Source organism: Nocardiopsis sp. NPDC058631 (assembly GCF_042716955.1).
GTDB lineage: Bacteria > Actinomycetota > Actinomycetes > Streptosporangiales > Streptosporangiaceae > Nocardiopsis.
The window spans coordinates 203,310-220,768 of the sequence record NZ_JBHXQY010000001.1; the positions used below are offsets into that span (position 1 = coordinate 203,310).

Sequence of the window (17,459 nt, forward strand, 5' to 3'; positions counted from 1 at the left end):
GGGCCCGGGCGCCGGGGGCGCTCCTCCCACCGCCCGGGGCCTGCCTGTCCGTTCCGTGCGCCGGCCCCGGCGCCCGCACCCGGCGCCCCGGCGCCAGCGAGGGATCCATGAGCGACTTCGCCCAGTACCAGGACCGCGTCTACGCCGACGCGACCAACGGCACCCTGCCGCACCTGCCGTACCACCACGATGACCTGCGCGACCTGGCCGAGAAGGCCATGGAGCCGGGGCCGTTCGGCTATGTGGAGGGCAGTGCCGGGCGGGAGCGCACGGCCGACGCCAACGTGGCCGCGTTCGACCGGTACGCGCTGCGTCCGCGCAGCCTGCGGCCGGGGTCCGAGAGCACCGGGGACCTGGGGGTCACCCTGTTCGGGGAGCACTACCCGACCCCGTTGCTCACCGCCCCGGTCGGCGTTCTGGAGCAGGTCCACGAGGAGGCGGAGCTGGCCGTGGCCCGGGGCGCGAACGCCCTGGGCGTACCGGTGGTGCTGTCCACGGCCGCGTCCACGCCCATGGAGGAGGTCGCGGAGGCGGTCGACTCCTGGTGGTACCAGCTGTACTGGCCCAGCGACGACGCACTGGCCGAGTCCTTCGTGCGGCGGGCGACCGCGGCGGGGGCGAAGGCGATCGTGGTCACCGCCGACACCAAACGGCTGGGGTGGAGACCGCGTGACCTGGCGCTGGGCCACCTGCCGTTCCTGCGCAGCCAGGGCACGGCGAACTACTTCAGCGACCCGGAGTTCCGGTCGCGCCTCAAAGCCGACCCGGAGCCGGGCGGGGTCTTCACCGAGGCGGTGTTCCACTTCCTGGGCGCGTTCGCGAGCCAGTCGCTGAGCACCGACAACATCGCGCGCATCCGCGACTGGACGGACCTGCCGATCCTGGTCAAGGGCGTCGTGCGCGGCGACGAGGCTGCCGAGCTGGTGGCGGCGGGCGTGGACGGGGTCGTGGTCAGCAACCACGGTGGCCGCCAGATCGACAACGCGGTGGCGGCCCTGGACGCCCTGCCCGAGGTGGTGGAGGCCGTCGGCGACCGGGCCGCGGTGCTGTTCGACTCGGGGGTGCGGTCGGGCGCGGACGTGGCCGTGGCGATGGCGCTGGGCGCCCGGGCGGTGCTGTTGGGGCGCCCCTGGGTGTACGGGCTGGCCGTGGACGGCGCGGCGGGGGTCGAGCACGTGCTGCGGGCGACCCTGGCCGAGCTGCAGATCACGGCGGAGCTGATGGGCCGGAACGTCGCCGATCTGGGCCGCGACGACGTCACCCGCCGCTGACCCGGTGCCGCGTCGGCGACGGTTCCGCGCGGGCCCGCCTCCCCGGCCTCGGGCGCGGGCGCGTCGCGGCCGGTCAGCGCGGGCGCCTCTCAGGTGAAACGGCCGACGAACCGCATCACGCCCTCCCGGGGGGCGCTGAACCGGACGGCGGTGGCCCCGCGGTTGAGCGCCCTGGAGGCCCGGACGAGTCGGCGCGTCGGCGGGCGCCGCACGCGGTCGTAGCGGTCCAGGGCCCGCCCCACGGAGGGTTCGGCGACGAGCGCCTCGGCGAGGGCGGCCGCGTCGACCAGTGACTCGCAGGCGCCGCGTCCGAGGTTGGGTGCCATGGCGTGGGCCGCGTCGCCGATGAGGGCGTGGCGGCCCCGCGTGTAGCTCCCGAAGGCGGGGAGGTCGTACAGGACCCGCCGGTCCACCCCGGCGCCGGGGAGCGCGTCCAGGACCCGGGCGACCACGGGGTGCCAGTCCCCGTACAGGGCGCGCAGCAGCTCCACCGGGTCCCGCCCCTCCTGTCCGCGGAGGAGCCCGTCGCGGACGGAGGCGAACCAGTTGGTGGTGTGCGCGTCCATCGGGGTGACCCCGAAGAGCCTCCCCCTCCCCCAGGTCTCGACGGCGAGGTCGGCCGACCCGGGGACGGTGCCCCGGAAGGCGACGGTTCCGAGGGGGCGCGGGGGGCGCGCCCCGGGGGCGACGGTCCGGCGGACGAGGCTGTTGATCCCGTCGGCGCCCACGACCGCGTCGAACCCTCCGGCGTCCCGGGCCTCCTCGGGGGTGACGGGTGCGTCCCAGCGGACGACGCCCTCCGGAAGCCCTTCCAGGAGGGTGGTGAGCAGGGACGCCCGGGAGATCAGGTGCGGGTCGCCGGTGCGTTCGCCGCCGACGGTGAGGAGCGCACGGCCGGACGGGGACGCGATCATCCCTCCCGCGGGGCGCCGGGCGCGCTCACGCACCCGGTCGCCGAGGCCGATCCGGTCGAGGGCGGCCATGGCGCCGGGCCACATCATGAGCGCGCCCCCGATGTCGGGCGGGCCGTCCAGGCGTTCGCGGACCTCGACCTCCCATCCTCCCTCCAGGAGACCGCGGGCGGCGGCCAGTCCGGCGATGCCCCCTCCGACGACGAGCGCTCTTCCGTTCATGCCCAGCACATTACTACGATCATAGTAATCTGTCACTACGATTATAGTGGGACCATGTCGCACACCAGGATCCGTGCCGTCGACGCCGCCCTGACCCTCCTGGGCACCGAGGGGATCCACGCCCTCACCCACGGCCGGGTGGACGCCGCCGCCGGGCTGCCCAAGGGCTCGGCCTCCAACCACTTCCGCACCAGGGCGGCCCTGATCCGGGGGGTCGTGGAGCGGCTGGAGGAGAAGGACCGGGAGATCTGGGCGACGCTCTACGACGTGTCCCTGGCCGACGACGGGCACCTCGCCGAGGCCCTGACCGGGTACGTCACCGCCGCGACCACCACGTACCGCGTCCTCACCTCCGCCCGGTACGCACTGGCCGTGGAGGGCGCGCACAACCCCGAGGTGGGCGCGTCGCTGGCCCGCGGCGCCGAGGCCCTCCACCGGTGGACCGCCCGGATCGCCCGCGACCTGGGGGCCCCGGACCCCGAGGCCGCCACGCGCACCCTGACCGCCTACGTGGACGGGCTCGTCATGCGCGGCCTCACCCGCCCCGACCTCGCGGAGCCGCCCGCGCAGGTCCTGCGCGTGGTCCGGGCCTGCCTCCGCTGACGCCGCGGGAGGGCCCGGGGCTCCCCCGGCCCCTCCCGCCGACCGCGCTCAGCCCTTCACGGCCCCCGAGGTCAGACCCGCCACGATCCGGCGCTGCAGGACCAGGGCGAAGATGATCAGCGGCACCGAGACCAGCACCGACGCCGCCATGATCTGGCCGATCGGGTTCTCGTAGCCGACCCGCTCGAACGTGCCCACGAAGACCGGGACGGTCTGCACGTTCAGATCGCGCGGGGCGAACGAGAAGGCCAGCAGGAACTCGTTCGTGGCGTACACGAACGTCAGGATGGCCGCCGCGCCCACGCCCGGCGCCGCCAGCGGCGCCACCACCCGCAGGAACGCCTGGAACGGCGTGGCGCCGTCCACCTTCGCCGACTCCTCGATCTCCCGGGGGATGCCCGCGAAGAACGTGGCGAGGATGAAGATCGCCAGCGGCAGGGTCAGCGCCACGTACGGGATGATCATGCCCGCGTAGGAGTTGAGCAGGTTGACCCCGGTCCACTCGTAGACCTTCAGGTACACCTGGTACAGCGGGTTGACCAGTGCCACCGGTGGGAACAGCGTCGCCACCAGGGTGGCGGCCAGCAGGGCGAACTTGCCCGCCATCGGCAGCCGGGCCAGCGCGTACCCCGCCAGTGCCGCGATCGGGATGCAGACGACCGTGGTGACCGCCGCCACGATCAGCGAGTTGCGCAGCGCGAACTGGAACCCCAGGTCGAAGACCTGCTCGTAGTTGGCGAGGCTGAACGGCCCATGGAAGATGTTCGGGTCGGTCAGCGCCACCGCCCCCGACCGGAGGCTGGTCATCCCCATCCACAGGAACGGGAACAGGCACCAGCCCAGTACCAGGAACAGGCCCAGCAGCTTGAGCGTGTTGCCCACCGCCGGGTGCATCCTGCGGCGCGGCCGGTGGACCGGCCCGCTCGGTTTCACCGTCTCGTCCGTCATCACTTCTCCTTCCGCGCCACGTCGCCGACCATGTGGCGGCCCATGCGGCTGATGAAGGCCAGGCCGACGATCATGACGATGACGAACGTGACGGTGGACAGCGCGTTGGCGTACCCCAGTTCCGGTTCCGCGACGAGGTAGCGCTGGGCGTACACGGACAGGGTGGCGAGCGAGTTCGAGTACCCGGCGAACACGTACGCGAAGTCGAACATGCGCAGCGCGTCCACCGTGCGGAACAGCAGTGCCACGACGATCGCCGGACGCAGCAGCGGCAGGGTGATGAACCAGAACCGCTGGACCACGGTGGCGCCGTCGACCCTGGCCGCCTCGTAGTAGTCCTTCGGGATGGTCTGCAACCCGGCCAGCAGCAGGAGCGCCACGAACGGGGCGGTCTTCCATACGTCGGCGCTGATGATGCCGGCCATGGACCACGCGGGGTCGCGCAGCCAGTTGATGTCCGCGCCCAGGACCGAGTTCACGAAGCCCGGGTTGTGGTCGAACATGTACCGCCACACCTGGGCGGCGACGGCGGTCGGAATCACCCACGGCACCAGGATGACCGCGCGGGTCAGGCCGCGGCCGACGAACGCCTGGTGCATGATCAGCGCGAACGCCATCCCGACGACGAACTCCAGCGCCACCGAGGCGACGGTGAACACGAGGGTGTTCCCGACCGCGTTGAAGAACCCCGCGTCGCTCAGGACCCGCGTGTAGTTGTCGATCCCGATGAACTCCTGGCGGAATCCACGGATGTTGTAGAGGCTCATCCCGATCGCGTAGAACACCGGGAAGAGGGCGATGACGGCCATGAACGCGAACGACGGGGCGAGGAAGATCCGCCCCATAGCCCGCTCGCCCAGGCCGCGGCGTGTACGGACGCTCCGGGTCTTCGCCATCGGACCTACTCTTGCTCTAGGGCTTCGTTCGCCGATTGGTCCATGGCCTCCAGGGCCTCCCTGGGGTCCTCCTGTCCGAGGTAGGCCGCGTGGACGCTCTCCTGCATGTCCAGCGACATCGAGTTGTAGCCCGGCACCGGCGGACGCGCCTGCGCGTCGGCGAGGATCTCTCCGAGTACCTCCAGGTTGGGGTCCTCCGCGTCCTCGTAGGCGCTCTGCATGGTCGGCGGCAGGCTCTGGGAGGCCATGACGTCCTGGGCCTCGGGGTCGGTCGCCGCCCACAGGACGAACTCGCGGGCCAGGTCCTTGTTCTCGCTCAGGGTGCTGACAGCGTTGTTGAGCCCGCCGAGCGCGCTGGTCGTGCCCTCGCCCGTGAAGGTGGGCAGCGGTGCCACGGCGAAGTTCCCGACGACCGCGCTCTCCTCGCCGTCCTCGCCCTCCAGGAGCGGGATGGCGTAGGGCCAGTTGCGCATGTACACCGCCTCACCCGCCTGGAAGAGGGCGCGGGCGTCGTCCTCGACCATGGAGTCGAAGCCCTCGGCGTAGAAGCCGCTGTCGTAGGCCTCGGTCATGAAGTCCAGCGCCGTGGCGGCCGCGTCGCCCTCCAGGAGGGTGCTCTGCTGTTGGTCGTCGTCGAACAGCTGCCCGCCCGCGGACCAGTACAGCTCCAGGAAGTTGACGACCAGCCCCTCGTACTGGTCGCCCTGGCCGACGTAACCGGAGATGCCCGCCTCCTGGGCCGCCTCGGTGCCCGTCTCGTACAGTTCCTCCCACGTGGTGGGCGGTTCGTCGATGAGGTCGGTCCGGTAGTAGAGGAACGCCCCGTTGGACGAGTACGGGAGCGCGTACAGCTCCTGTTGCCACTGGGCGCTGTCGATGGCACCCTCCAGGCTGACGCCCTCGACCTCGCCCCGCAGGTCCTCCAGGCGCTCCAGGTAGCCGAAGTCGGCGAACTCGCCGGTCCAGATGACGTCGAGGCCGAGGACGTCGAACTCCCCGGCCTGGCTCTGGAGGTCCTGGAACATGGCCCGCCGCTGTTCGTCCGCGGTGGGCGCGAGAAAGAAGATGTCGACCTGCTGGTCGGGGTTCCTCTCGTTCCAGAGGCGGGCGACGGACTCGTGGACCTGCCGGTCCGCTCCGGTGACCGCCCACACGAACTGCGGGTCCTCGGCGAGTCCGGCGGTCTCCCCCGCCCCTTCGGGCTTGTCCCCCGGGGGTGTTCCGCAAGCGGTCGCCAGGGTCAGGCCGAGCGCGGCCACCCCTGCCGCCCCGGCGCGCACCGCGTGTCTCCTGTGGCGTGAAAGCTCTGCCATGCCTCTCTCCTTCCGCGCCGGGCGATGGCCGGGCGCGCGCCGTCGAGCGTGTTCTGAGTCATCCCCCCGGTGTCGTGCGAAAGCGATGCCACCGACCGTGTGATCCAGTCAACACAGAACGTATCCGGATCTGCCTACAACCAGGCGAATGGCAGACCGGTTTTTGACCGTCTCCTTGAAAACGTTGCCACGACACGCGGCCCGCTCCTAACGTGGGCGGTATGCGCAGCCAACCCGCGAGCATGCGGGACGTCGCCCACAGGGCGGGTGTCTCGCTCTCGACGGTCTCCCGCGTCCTGCGCGGTGCGCCCGGGGTCGCCCCCGAAGTACGCCGACGTGTCCAACACGCCGCCGACGAACTCTCCTACGTGGTATCCCGCAACGCGTCGGGCCTGGTCACCGGGCGCACGGGCCGTGTCGCGGTGATCGTGCCCTTCCTCCAGCCGTGGTTCTTCGGGGCTGCGCTGTCGGGGATCAGCGACGCACTGCGCGAGGCCGACCTGGACATGCTCGTCTACCAGGTCGGCGAGACCCGGGCCCGCGAGGGCTGGACACGCGCGCTCCCCCTCCGGCGCAACACCGACGCCGTCATCACCGTCTCGATGGACCTGTCCGAGGAGGAGTGCCACCGCTTGGACGACGTCGGGGTGCCCGTGGTGCTCGTGGGGCAGAGCGCCCCGGGGCGGGCCGGCGTGTACATCGACGACCGGGCGGGCACCGCCGGGGCCACCCGGCATCTGCTCAATCTGGGGCACACCCGGATCGCCTACATCGGGTCCCGGCTGGAGGAGTGGTCGAGCGACAGCTCGCGGCACCGGCTGGAGGGGTACGAGGCGGCGATGGCCGCCGCCGGCCTGACCCCGTGGAGTGTCGGCAACGCGACCGGACACACGGATGGCGAACTCGCCATGGGAGAACTCCTGTCGGACCACGACCCGCCCACGGCGGTGCTCGCGGAGTTCGACGGCCTCGCGATGGGCGCGCACCGGATCCTGCGGCGCTCGGGGGTGCGCGTGCCCGACGCGATCTCCCTCATGGGGTTCGACAACCACGACGCGGCCGCCGCCTTGGACCTGACGACCGTGGACCAGGCGCCCTACGACATCGGGCTGACCGCCGGGAGGCTCACCGTGGGTGTGCTCGACGGGACCGAGCGGCCCGACACCCGTGTGGAGATGCCCACCCGGATCATCCTGCGGCAGTCCACCGCCTCCCCGCGGGGCAGGCGCGACCTGTCCTCGTGACTTTGCCGGCCCCGGGAACACGGGGCCGGCGCGGACCTGGACGGCCGGCTTCCGGGGGACACGGCGGTCCGGCTGGGCAGGGGCTGGCGGGCGGTGCGGAGACCGCGCGACCTTCCCGGTCAGTGGATCGTCTCCTGCCCGTCCTCGACCCCGATGCTGCCGGTGGTGAAGGGGCGGGGCCGCAGGGTGAGCGAGACGAGCCCGGCACCGGTGGTGGCGCTCTCCTCGACCGTGAAGTCGGCGGGGGCGGTCGCCCCGTCGAACAGCCGCTTCCCGTCCCCGACCACCGTCGGGAAGACGAGCAGGCGGAACACGTCGACCAGCCCGGCCGCGTGGAGGGTCCGGGCGAGCCGCCAGCTGCCGTGGACCTGGATCTCACCACCGGGGCCGTCCTTGAGCGCCCGGACGCGTCCGAGGACGTCGTCGGCGATGAGCGTGGTGTCGCCCCAGTCCGCTCCGGACCGGCCCGCGGTGGTCGAGACCAGGTACTTGGGCCGGTTGTTGAGTGCCGCTGCCACCGTGTCGCCGGGATCGGTGACCTGCCGCCAGTAGTCGCGCATCATGGCGTAGGTCGTGCGGCCGAACAGCAGGGACTCCCCCGCGGTGAACCACCCTTCCACGATCGCGCCCATGTCCTCGTCCGCGTGGGGGACCAGCCACCCTCCCCGGGTGAAGCCGCCGCTGGTGTCCTCCTCCGGTGCCCCGGGCCCCTGCATCACGCCGTCGAGGCTGAGCAGGGTGTTCACGCTGAGCTCCATGGTGTCTCCTGTCGCGCCGGTCGGCCCGTGTGGCCGTCTCCATCATGACGTCGTACGGCCGGCCGGGGCCTCGACATGCCGGGGAGGGTGGCCCGAAGGCCTGTGGAGGCGGCTGCGGGGCCGTCGGCCCCGAACCCGGGGCCCCGCCCGGGGTCAGCCGTCCACCGCGGCCGCGCAGCGGGCGGCCTGGGCGCGGAAGGCGTCGGCGAGTTCGGGCGGCCCGCTGACCAGGGTGAAGTCGGTTTGTACCGACGTGATCATCCAGACCAGGTCGGAGGGCGTCTCCGCCCCCACGTGGAACAGGCAGCTGTGCTCGTCGACGGCCTCCAGGACCCCCATGCCCGGCCACACGTTCCCGGCGACGGCCTCGGAGGAGGCGTGCAGCCTGACAATGGCGCGGTAGGGCCAGGTTCCCGAGGACAGCTGGTGGGTGAGGTAGGCGGCCGCGTCGCCGCGGGGAGGCTCACGGGGGGCGAAGCGGGGTCCGGTGAGGGCTCTCGGGGTGAGCCGGTCCACGCGGAAACTGCGCCAGTCGTCGCGGTCGGTGTCGAAGGCGACCAGGTACCAGCGCCGGCCGAAACTGACCAGGCTGTGCGGTTCGACCGTCCGGACCGTGGCCCCTCCCCGCGGACTCGTGTAGTCGAAGCGCAGGCGCTCCCTGCGCCGGCAGGCCTCGGCGACCGCCACGAGCGTCTCGGAGGACACCGTCGGCCCGGGTTGGGCACCGGCCCGGACGGTGGCGCCGTGGAGGGTGTTGACCCGCTGCCGCAGCCGTGAGGGCAGCACCTGTTCGAGCTTGGCGAGCGCGCGCAGCGACGCCTCCTCGCTGCCCCTGACCGAACCGTCGGCGGCGGTGCGCAGCCCCACCACCACGGCGACGGCCTCCTCGTCGTCGAGCAGCAGCGGCGGCATCGCGGCGCCCGACGCCAGCCGGTACCCGGCGGTGCCCCGGGTGGCGTGCACCGGGTAGCCGAGGGCGCGCAGGCGGTCCATGTCGCGGCGGATCGTGCGCGTCGTGACGCCGAGCCGCTCGGCCAGGTCGGTGCCGGACCAGTCGCGCGGGGTCTGCAGGAGCGAGAGCAACGCGAGAAGCCGCGCCGAGGTTTCTGCCATACGTCCGATTCTGCCGTTCCCTTAGGAAGGAACCTGACCTAACCGGTTCCTAGGGTTCACCCATGACCGACACCGAGCAGTACCAGCAGGAGATCCGCCCCTTCCGCGTCGAGGTTCCGCAGGCGCAGCTGTCCGATCTGGCGCAACGACTGGCCGACACCCGGTGGCCGGACGAGGTGCCGGGGGTGGGCTGGAGCCGCGGCGTCCCGGTGGGGTACCTGAGGGAGCTGGCCGAGTACTGGCGTACCGCCTACGACTGGCGGTCCCACGAGGCGGAGCTCAACGGGCACCCCCAGTTCACCACCGTCGTCGACGGGCAGAACCTCCACTTCCTGCACGTGCGCTCACCGGAGGCGGACGCCACGCCGCTGCTGTTGCTGCACGGGTGGCCTGGGGCGGTCACGGACTTCCTGGACGTCGTCGGCCCGCTCACCGACCCCCGTGCCCACGGCGGCGACCCCGCGGAGGCGTTCCACCTGGTGGTCCCGTCCCTTCCGGGGTTCGGCTTCTCGACGCCGCTGGCCGGTCCCGGCATGGGCGTGGCCAGGATGGCCGGGGTCCTCGTCGAACTGATGTCGCGGCTCGGCTACGGGCGCTACGGCGTCCAGGGGTACGACACCGGTTCGTGGGTCGCTCCCGAGGTGGGGAAGCAGGCGCCGGACAGGGTCGTCGGGGTGCACCTCAACGCCATGGTCACGTTCCCCGTCGCGGAGGGCGACACGGAGGGTCTGACCGCTGTGGAGGAGGAGCGCTGGCAGTCGATGCAGGACTACAACGACGGGTACCTCCAGTGCAACGCGAAGCGTCCGCAGACGGTGGCCTACGGGCTCAACGACTCACCGGTGGGGCAGTTGGCCTGGATGGTCGAGAAGTTCAAGGAGCTCAGCGAACCGGAGGAGGCCCTGCCCGAGGCCGCCCTGGACCGCGACCGGATGCTCACGTGCGTGTCGCTGTACTGGTTGACCGGCACCGCGGGCTCGGCGGCGCAGATCTACTACGAGGAGATCTCCGCGAACACCTGGGCGGACGACTCGGCCGGTGACCGGGGCGGTTCCGGTGGGGAGGGGGAGGGGCAGGGCTGGGCCCCTGAGCGGGGGACGGTGCCGACGGGTGTGCTGGTCGCCGCGCGGGACGTGACCGTGCGCCGTTGGGCGGAGCGGGACCACAACGTCGTGCGGTGGACCGAACCCGGCCGGGGCGGCCACTTCCTGTCGATGGAGGAGCCGGAACTCCTGGTCGGGGACGTCCGCGCGTTCTTCCGGGAGCTGGTCTGACACCGGGCCCCACCCACCCCACCGACCAGCACGACCCAAGCCACAGGGGGTTGCCTCGGGGGGTTCGGGGGGTCTCCCCCCGGTAAACACGAAGGACGACCCGGCGAGCGCGGTCACGCGCGAGCAGGGTCGCTCGGAGCCGCGTGAACCTCGGGGGACGTGACCACAACCCGCAAGACGCGGCCTCACGTTGCGAGGAAGCGCTCCACCCGCCCCACCGACCAGCACGACCCAGACCACAGGGGGTTGCCTCGGGGGTCTGGGGGTCGTCCCCCAGAAGGAATGACGAAGGCGACCCGGCGAGGCGGACGAAGTCCGCCGAGCAGGGTCGCCCAGAGTCTCGTGGAGCTATGGGGATTCGAACCCCAGACCTCCTCCATGCCATGGAGGCGCGCTACCAACTGCGCCATAGCCCCGTGTGGGAGTCGAGGGGCTTGCGCCCTGCCGACTCCCAGAACCATAGCGGAATCCGGCGAGAACGTCGAAACGGTTTCAGGCGTCGTCGCTGAGGACCACGGGTTCGGGCAGGCTCGCCGCGTTGTGCTCCATGAGCCGCCACTGCCCCCGTCTCTCCTGGAGCACCGACCAGCAGCAGTTGCCGAGCGGGCCCAGGATCTCGCGCTGCTCGTCGGGGACGCCGAGCATGCGGGAGATCCCGACCCGCAGGGCCGCACCGTGGCTGACCACCGCGAGCAGCCCTCCGGCCGGGGTTTTGGCCAGTCCCCTGTCGATGGCGGCCCGCATCCGGTCGCCGACCTCGGAGATGGGCTCGCCGTCGGGGATGGCCATCCGAGCGTGCTCGGACGGCCAGCGCGCGGCGAGCTCCACCCCGGTCCGCCCTTCCCAGGACCCTCCGAAGCGTTCGCGCAACCCCTTGTCGAACTCCACCCCCACCCCGCAGGCGCGGCTGAGGTACCCGGCGGTGTCGGCGGCCCTCTTCAGGTCGGAGGCGACGATGACGTCGGGGGAGAGTGAGGCGAGCATGTCCCCCCCACGCCGTGCCTGGGCGTGGCCGACCTGATCGAGTTCGATGTCGGTCTGCCCCTGGAAGCGGTTCTCCACGTTCCAGGCCGTTCGTCCGTGCCGCCAGAACAGCACGCGGGGGGTGTCGCTCACGTGGGGTGTCTCTCCGCTCGGAGTGTGTCGGGAAGGGTTACTGCTCGTCGAGGGCGGTGCGCTCGGTTCCGCGCGATCCCTCGGGGAGCTCGATCTCGGGGCAGTCCTTCCACAGCCGTTCGAGGCCGTAGTAGCCGCGCTCCTCCTCGTGCTGGACGTGCACGACGATGTCGGCGTAGTCCAGGAGCACCCAGCGGCCGTCGCGCTCGCCCTCGCGGCGGAGCGGCTTGGCGCCGCCCTTCAGGCGGAGCTGGTCCTCGATCTCGTCGACGATCGAGCGCACCTGGCGGTCGTTGGGGGCCGAGCAGAGCACGAACGCCTCGGTGATGACCAGCTGTTCGCTGACGTCGTAGGCGATGATCTCCTGGGCGAGCTTGTCGGAGGCGGCCTCTGCCGCCACCTTGACGAGCTCGAGAGCCCTGTCGGTTACTGTCACGTTGTCCTTGTTGCCTTTCAGCTGTCCCGGTAGAGCCCGGTCTTGTGGATGTAGCGAACGATGCCGTCGGGGACCAGATACCAGATGGGTTCGCCCTTGCGGACCCGCTCCCGGCACTCGGTCGAGGAGATCGCCAGCGCGGGGACCTCCACCAGGGAGACCTTGCCCTCGGGCAGTCCTGAGTCACTGAGATGGTGACCGGGACGGTTACAGCCTACGAAATGCGCGAGATCGAAAAGTTCGTCGACGTTGTGCCAGCTGAGAATGGCGCCCAGCGCGTCGGCTCCGGTGATGAAGTACAGCTCCACGTCGGGGCCGTACTTGAAGCGCATCTCACGGAGGGTGTCGAGGGTGTAGGTGGGACCGGAGCGGTCGATCTCGACACGGTCCACCCGGAACTGGGGGTTCTCGGCGGTCGCGATGACCGTCATCAGGTAGCGGTCCTCGGAGGGGGTCACCTTGGCGGGGTCCTTCTGCCAGGGTTGCCCGGTGGGGACGAACACCACCTCGTCGAGCCCGAAGAGGTGGGCGACCTCACTGGCGGCCACGAGGTGCCCGTGGTGGATGGGGTCGAAGGTACCGCCCATGATGCCGACCTTGGACGGGCCGGTGCCGCTCCGCCGAGGTGGGAAGCCGTCGTCGTGGGGGACGTCTGGAGCCTCGTGCGCCACTGTGCGCTCCGTTTCGCCGTGGGCGTAGGTCGTGTTGCCTGGATCGGCCAGACGAGAGTAGCCGACGACCGATGCTGCGGGCGTCCCCTTCCTCCCGTTTTGTTCCTGACACTGGAACAACGGCGACCCCGTCCGCTTCCTTCCCCGACCGGTTCCGGGCGTCCCGGCAATCGCGTCATATCTCGAAGGTCGAAATCGTGGCCAAGCGTCATCGGGCCGCATAGCATGCCGATATGGCCAACACACCAGACCGCGTCCGCGTCCGGCTCTCCGAGATCTCTCCCCGCGCCTACGAGCACCCCGCAGACCGTGGTGCCCTGGTGGCGCTGCGCTCGCTGCGCGGGTTCGACGAGGTGTTCAAACGCATGTCCGGGCTGTTCAACGAGCGCGCCCTGCGACTGATGTTCCTGTCCAGCGCCGTTCGCGTCGGTCCCACACAGTTCCCCCACGTCCACGACTACGTGCGCGACGCCGCCTACGTCCTGGACATGGACGAGGTCCCCGAGCTCTACATCCAGATGAACCCCAGGCCGAACGCCATGGCGATCGGCAGCCAGCGCCCCTTCATCGTGATGACCACGGGCCTGTTCGACCTGCTGGACGCCGAGGAGCAGCGTTTCGTCGTCGGCCACGAGGTCGGGCACATCCTCAGCGGCCACGCCGTGTACCGCACCATGCTGCTGGCCCTGATCCGGCTGGCGACGCGCGTGGCGTGGGTGCCGCTGGGCTACATCGGCCTCCAGGCCATCGTCGCCGCGCTGGAGGAGTGGTACCGCAAGTCCGAGCTGTCCTGCGACCGCGCGGGGATCCTGGCCGCGCAGAACCCGGAGGCGGCCAAGCGCGCACTGATGAAGCTCGCCGGCGGCTCCGCCCTGGTCGAGATGAACCCCGACGCGTTCCTGGAGCAGGCGCGCGAGTACGAGTCCGGCGGCGACGCCCGCGACAGCTTCCTCAAGCTGATCAGCCTGATGGGGCAGACCCACCCGTTCGCGGTGGTGCGCCTGGCCGAGCTGCACCGGTGGATCGAGGAGGGCTCCTACCAGCGCATCATCGACGGCGACTACCCGCGCCGCTCCTCCGACCGCGACGCGAGGGTCGGCGCGGAGGCGCGCAGTGCCGCCCAGTCCTACAAGGAGTCGTGGGAGCGCTCGGGCGACCCGCTGCTGGGCACCCTGCGCGACGTCGCCGGAAGCGCAGCCAGCGCCGGCGGCAAGATCTTCGACAACGTCGCCGACCGGTGGCGCAACGGCTCCGCCCGGTCCGACCAGGGCACGGGCGGGTCGAGCACGTCCTCCTGACCCGGGACCCCGCGCCCGGGACCCGCGCGGGGCTGCGGGACGACCGACACCGGGGGGCGGCCCACGACGGGCCGCCCCCTTCCGTGTCCGCGGAGCCCCTCTCCGGCCCGGATCAGCACCGGCGTGCCATGTACGCGCGGGCTCCCGCCCAGGCGGGGTGCTCCGGGTCGACGACGGCGAAGTGGTCGGCCCCCGCGACCTCGTGGTACTCCACGGTTCCGCCCGCCTCGCGCACCGCCTCCGCGTAGTCGCGGCTGTGTTCGACGGGGACCCGCTGGTCGGCGTCCCCGTGCACCACCAGGTGCGGCACGCCGGTCAGCGGACGCCGTACCGGCGAGCTGACCCTGTACAGCTCCGCCACGGGATCCGGTCCGAGGAACGGAATGACGGCGCCCTCGCCGAGCCCCGCCTGCGCGCACCGCTCAAGGTCGGTGACGGGGGCGAGTGCCACCACCGAGGACACCGGGGTCTCCCCCGCCGAGAGGGCGTTGAGCAGGGCCAGGTGGGCTCCCGCGGAGTGTCCGACGGACACCACGCGGCCGAGGTCGTACCGGTCGGGCCGCCGGGCGGCCCCGTCGGCGAGGAACCCCAGGGCGTCACCGACGTCGTCGAGCGTCTGCGGCCAGCCACCCCCGTCGTCACCGGTGCGGCGGTACTCGACGTTCCACACCGCCCATCCGGAGGCGGCGAGGTCGCGGGCCAGCGGGTCCATCAGGGTGGCGTCGTGCCGGTCGCGCCACCAGCCTCCGTGCAGCAGGACGGCGACGGGCGCGGGCCCGTCCGCCCTCCCGGGCTCCCAGCTGTGGACGATCTGGCTGGGGTGGTCGCCGTAGGCCACGGTGGTAGGCACGCGCTGCTCCTCCTCGTCGGGGCGGTTGCTTCCGGACGCTAGCAGGCGGGTGCCCGGCCGGGTCCGCCCCGCCGGGGCGGGGAGCCTCCCGCCGCGACCGGCCCGGGTTCACCGCCCGTCGGTCCCGGGACGCCAGCGGCGGTGCCGGGTGGCGCCCGCGTCCGGTGAGCGCAGCAGTTCGAGCCTCGGCCGGGGTCCGTCCGCCCGCCCGGTCGGCGGCCTGCGGCTGCCCGCCCGGTAGGGCTCGGGCCAGACCGCGCCCGGCCCGTCGTACCCCTGCTCCGCGGCGGCGTGCAGGGTCCAGTGGGGGTCGTACAGGTGCGGGCGGGCCAGCGCGCACAGGTCGGCGCGGCCCGCGAGCACCGTGGAGTTGACGTCGTCGTAGGAGGAGATGGCGCCGACCGCGATGACGGGGACGCCGACCTCGCGCCGGATCCGTTCGGCGAAGGGCACCTGGTAGCTGCGCCCGTAGGCGGGCCGCTCGTCCGGCGTGACCTGGCCGGTGGACACGTCGACCGCGTCCGCCCCCGCGTCGGCGAGGGCGCGGGCGACCGCCACGGCGTCGTCCGCGGTCGTGCCGCCCTCGACCCAGTCGGTGGCGGAGATCCGCACGCTCAGGGGTTTGCGGGCGGGCCAGGCGGCGCGGACGGCCTCCAGTACCTCCAGCGGGTAGCGCAGGCGGCCGGCGAGGGTGCCGCCGTAGCGGTCGGTGCGGCGGTTGCTCACGGGGGACAGGAAGCTCGACAGCAGGTAGCCGTGCGCGCAGTGCAGTTCGAGCAGGTCGAACCCCGCGCGGTCGGCGGCGCGCGCGGCGGCGGCGAACTCCTCCCGGACCGCCGCCATCGCCTCGTGGTCGAGCGCGCGGGGCACCTGGTTGACGCCCTCGCGGTAGGGGAGCGGCGAGGGACCGACCACCGGCCAGTTCCCGTCCGGCAGGGGCTGGTCGATACCCTCCCACATCAGGCGGGTCGAGCCCTTGCGTCCGGAGTGCCCCAGCTGGACGCCGATCCGGGCCCCGGTGTGCTCGTGCACGAAGTCGGTGACACGGCGCCAGGCCGTCTCGTGCTCGGGCCGGTACAGGCCCGTGCAGCCGGGGGTGATGCGGCCCTCGGGCGACACGCACACCATCTCGGTCATGACCAGCCCGGCGCCGCCCAGCGCCCTGCTCCCCAGGTGCACCAGGTGGAAGTCCCGCGGTGTGCCGTCCACGGCCGAGTACATGTCCATGGCGGAGACCACGACCCGGTTGGCGAGTTCCATCCCGCCGATGCGGAACGGGTGGAACATGGGCGGGCGGCGCTCGGCGGGGTCGGTCCCGGTCCGGGTGGAGAACCACCCGTCCACACGGGCCACGAACTCGGGGTCCCGCAGGCGCAGGTTGTCGTAGGTGACGCGGCGGCTGCGGGTGAGGAGGTCGAACGCGAACTGGACGGGTTCCTGGCCGACGTGGCGGCCGACCTCCTCGAACCACTCCAGGCTAGCCTGGGCGGCCCGCTGGGTGCTGGTGACGACGGGGCGGCGCTCGGCCTCGTAGGCCTCCAGCGCCTCGTCGAGGGTGGGGTGCTCGTGCAGTCCGGCGGCGAGCGCGAGGGCGTCCTCCATGGCGAGCTTGGTCCCGGAGCCGATGGAGAAGTGGGCGGTGTGCGCGGCGTCCCCGAGCAGGACCACGTTGCCGCGGCGCCAGGTGCGGTTGCGCACGGTGGTGAACCGCTGCCACCGGGAGTTGTTGGGCAGCAGGCGGTGGCCGTCGAGGAGCTCCGCGAACAGCTGCGCGCAGCGGTCGATGCCCTCGGTGTCGCTCTCCCCCGGCTGCCACTCGCGGCCCTCCGCGGAGGCCGCGAAGCCGGCCGCCCGCCACACGTCCTCGCCCATCTCCACCAGGAAGGTGCTGGCACTGTCGGAGTAGGGGTAGCCGTGCAGCTGCACGGGGCCGTGCGGGGTCTCCAGGACCTGGAAGGTGAAGGCGTCGAGGACGAGGTCGGTGCCCAGCCACATGAACCGGTTGCCGCGCTCGTCCAGGGTGGTGCCGAAGTCCTCGGCGTAGGCGGCGCGGACGGGGCTGCGGGCTCCGTCGGCGGCCACCACCAGGTCGTGCGCGGCCGCCAGCTCCTCCACGGGCGGCGCCGGGGTGCGCACGCGCACGTCCACGCCGAGCGCGGTGCAGCGGTCGCGGAGGATCTGGAGGAGGCGGCGCCGTCCGATGGCGGCGAACCCGTGGCCCCCGGAGGTGACGACGGTGCCCCTGTAGTGGACGTCGATGTCGTCCCACCTGGCGAACTCGGCGGCGAGCGCCGCGTACACGTCGGGGTCGGCGTGCTCGATCCCGCCGAGGGTCTCGTCGGACAGGACGACGCCGAACCCGAAGGTGTCGTCGGGGGCGTCGCGCTCGTACACGGTGACCTGGTGTCCCGGGTCGAGGTGGCGCACGAGCGCCGCGAGGTAGAGTCCGCCGGGGCCTCCCCCGACGCATGCGATGCGCATGCGGTCCGCCTTCCTGTCCGCCGCCCCTGGCGGGGCGGTCGGCTCCGCCGGTGT

The 17,459-nt window shown here is 72.2% G+C and carries 16 protein-coding genes and 1 tRNA gene; 5 read left to right on the forward strand and 12 right to left on the reverse strand.

From position 1 onward, the window contains the following. The first annotated feature begins 107 nt into the window (after positions 1-107). On the forward strand, positions 108-1,271 hold the full coding sequence (locus ACFWTE_RS00890; protein ID WP_378776562.1) for an alpha-hydroxy-acid oxidizing protein: 1,164 nt from the start codon (positions 108-110) through the stop codon (positions 1,269-1,271). 89 nt (positions 1,272-1,360) lie between these two features. Here ACFWTE_RS00890 and ACFWTE_RS00895 read toward each other — a convergent pair whose 3' ends face one another. Continuing rightward, a complete protein-coding gene (locus ACFWTE_RS00895; RefSeq protein ID WP_378776564.1) occupies positions 1,361-2,404 on the reverse strand; it encodes an FAD-dependent monooxygenase in 1,044 nt (347 codons plus the stop codon). Between the two features lie 54 nt (positions 2,405-2,458). On the opposite strand from ACFWTE_RS00895, the gene ACFWTE_RS00900 reads away from it, so the two are divergent. Next, positions 2,459-3,007 carry a TetR/AcrR family transcriptional regulator gene (locus tag ACFWTE_RS00900; protein WP_378776566.1) on the forward strand — a complete coding sequence of 183 codons (549 nt, stop codon included), beginning with the start codon at positions 2,459-2,461 and terminating at the stop codon, positions 3,005-3,007. Positions 3,008-3,055: 48 nt separating this feature from the next. On the opposite strand, the gene ACFWTE_RS00905 is transcribed toward ACFWTE_RS00900, so the two are convergent. The 3 genes from ACFWTE_RS00905 to ACFWTE_RS00915 are packed head-to-tail and all read right to left on the reverse strand — an operon-like array spanning position 3,056 to position 6,164. Then, positions 3,056-3,955, reverse strand: a complete 900-nt coding sequence (locus tag ACFWTE_RS00905; RefSeq protein ID WP_378776568.1) for a carbohydrate ABC transporter permease — start codon at positions 3,953-3,955, stop codon at positions 3,056-3,058. Continuing rightward, positions 3,955-4,800, reverse strand: coding sequence for a carbohydrate ABC transporter permease (locus tag ACFWTE_RS00910; protein WP_378776693.1), 846 nt, complete (start codon positions 4,798-4,800; stop codon positions 3,955-3,957). The genes ACFWTE_RS00905 and ACFWTE_RS00910 overlap by 1 nt, the downstream gene beginning before the upstream one ends. Before the next feature lie 56 nt (positions 4,801-4,856). After that, complete coding sequence (locus tag ACFWTE_RS00915) at positions 4,857-6,164, reverse strand: ABC transporter substrate-binding protein (RefSeq protein WP_378776570.1); 1,308 nt, start codon at positions 6,162-6,164, stop codon at positions 4,857-4,859. 221 nt (positions 6,165-6,385) lie between these two features. Here ACFWTE_RS00915 and ACFWTE_RS00920 point away from each other — a divergent pair, with 221 nt between their 5' ends. Then, complete coding sequence (locus ACFWTE_RS00920; RefSeq protein WP_378776572.1) at positions 6,386-7,408, forward strand: LacI family DNA-binding transcriptional regulator; 1,023 nt, start codon at positions 6,386-6,388, stop codon at positions 7,406-7,408. 119 nt (positions 7,409-7,527) lie between these two features. Here ACFWTE_RS00920 and ACFWTE_RS00925 read toward each other — a convergent pair whose 3' ends face one another. Beyond that, positions 7,528-8,166 carry a dihydrofolate reductase family protein gene (locus ACFWTE_RS00925; RefSeq protein WP_378776574.1) on the reverse strand — a complete coding sequence of 213 codons (639 nt, stop codon included), beginning with the start codon at positions 8,164-8,166 and terminating at the stop codon, positions 7,528-7,530. A gap of 153 nt (positions 8,167-8,319) precedes the next feature. After that, the gene (locus ACFWTE_RS00930) at positions 8,320-9,279 is read right to left on the reverse strand and encodes a helix-turn-helix transcriptional regulator (protein WP_378776576.1); all 960 of its coding nucleotides are present in this window, start codon (positions 9,277-9,279) and stop codon (positions 8,320-8,322) included. Positions 9,280-9,341: 62 nt separating this feature from the next. Here ACFWTE_RS00930 and ACFWTE_RS00935 point away from each other — a divergent pair, with 62 nt between their 5' ends. Beyond that, on the forward strand, positions 9,342-10,553 hold the full coding sequence (locus ACFWTE_RS00935; protein WP_378776578.1) for an epoxide hydrolase family protein: 1,212 nt from the start codon (positions 9,342-9,344) through the stop codon (positions 10,551-10,553). A gap of 343 nt (positions 10,554-10,896) precedes the next feature. Here ACFWTE_RS00935 and ACFWTE_RS00940 read toward each other — a convergent pair. The 4 genes from ACFWTE_RS00940 to nadD all read right to left on the reverse strand — a co-directional run bounded on the left by ACFWTE_RS00940 (position 10,897) and on the right by nadD (position 12,776). Then, a tRNA-Ala gene (locus tag ACFWTE_RS00940) sits at positions 10,897-10,969 on the reverse strand. A 76-nt stretch (positions 10,970-11,045) separates the two neighbouring features. Continuing rightward, on the reverse strand, positions 11,046-11,669 hold the full coding sequence (locus ACFWTE_RS00945) for a histidine phosphatase family protein (RefSeq protein WP_378776580.1): 624 nt from the start codon (positions 11,667-11,669) through the stop codon (positions 11,046-11,048). Between the two features lie 37 nt (positions 11,670-11,706). Continuing rightward, on the reverse strand, positions 11,707-12,105 hold the full coding sequence (rsfS, locus tag ACFWTE_RS00950; RefSeq protein ID WP_378776582.1) for a ribosome silencing factor: 399 nt from the start codon (positions 12,103-12,105) through the stop codon (positions 11,707-11,709). Between the two features lie 17 nt (positions 12,106-12,122). After that, the gene (nadD, locus tag ACFWTE_RS00955) at positions 12,123-12,776 is read right to left on the reverse strand and encodes a nicotinate-nucleotide adenylyltransferase (protein ID WP_378776584.1); all 654 of its coding nucleotides are present in this window, start codon (positions 12,774-12,776) and stop codon (positions 12,123-12,125) included. Positions 12,777-13,009: 233 nt separating this feature from the next. Between nadD and ACFWTE_RS00960 the strand changes: the two genes are divergently transcribed. Beyond that, entirely contained in the window at positions 13,010-14,074 is a 1,065-nt protein-coding gene (locus tag ACFWTE_RS00960) for a M48 family metallopeptidase (protein ID WP_378776586.1), read from the forward strand. Positions 14,075-14,186: 112 nt separating this feature from the next. On the opposite strand, the gene ACFWTE_RS00965 is transcribed toward ACFWTE_RS00960, so the two are convergent. Both ACFWTE_RS00965 and ACFWTE_RS00970 read right to left on the reverse strand, forming a co-directional pair. Continuing rightward, positions 14,187-14,924 carry an alpha/beta hydrolase gene (locus ACFWTE_RS00965; RefSeq protein ID WP_378776588.1) on the reverse strand — a complete coding sequence of 246 codons (738 nt, stop codon included), beginning with the start codon at positions 14,922-14,924 and terminating at the stop codon, positions 14,187-14,189. Positions 14,925-15,032: 108 nt separating this feature from the next. Next, positions 15,033-17,405: a bifunctional salicylyl-CoA 5-hydroxylase/oxidoreductase gene (locus tag ACFWTE_RS00970; protein WP_378776590.1), complete on the reverse strand. Its 2,373-nt coding sequence runs from the start codon at positions 17,403-17,405 to the stop codon at positions 15,033-15,035. Positions 17,406-17,459: the final 54 nt, after the last annotated feature.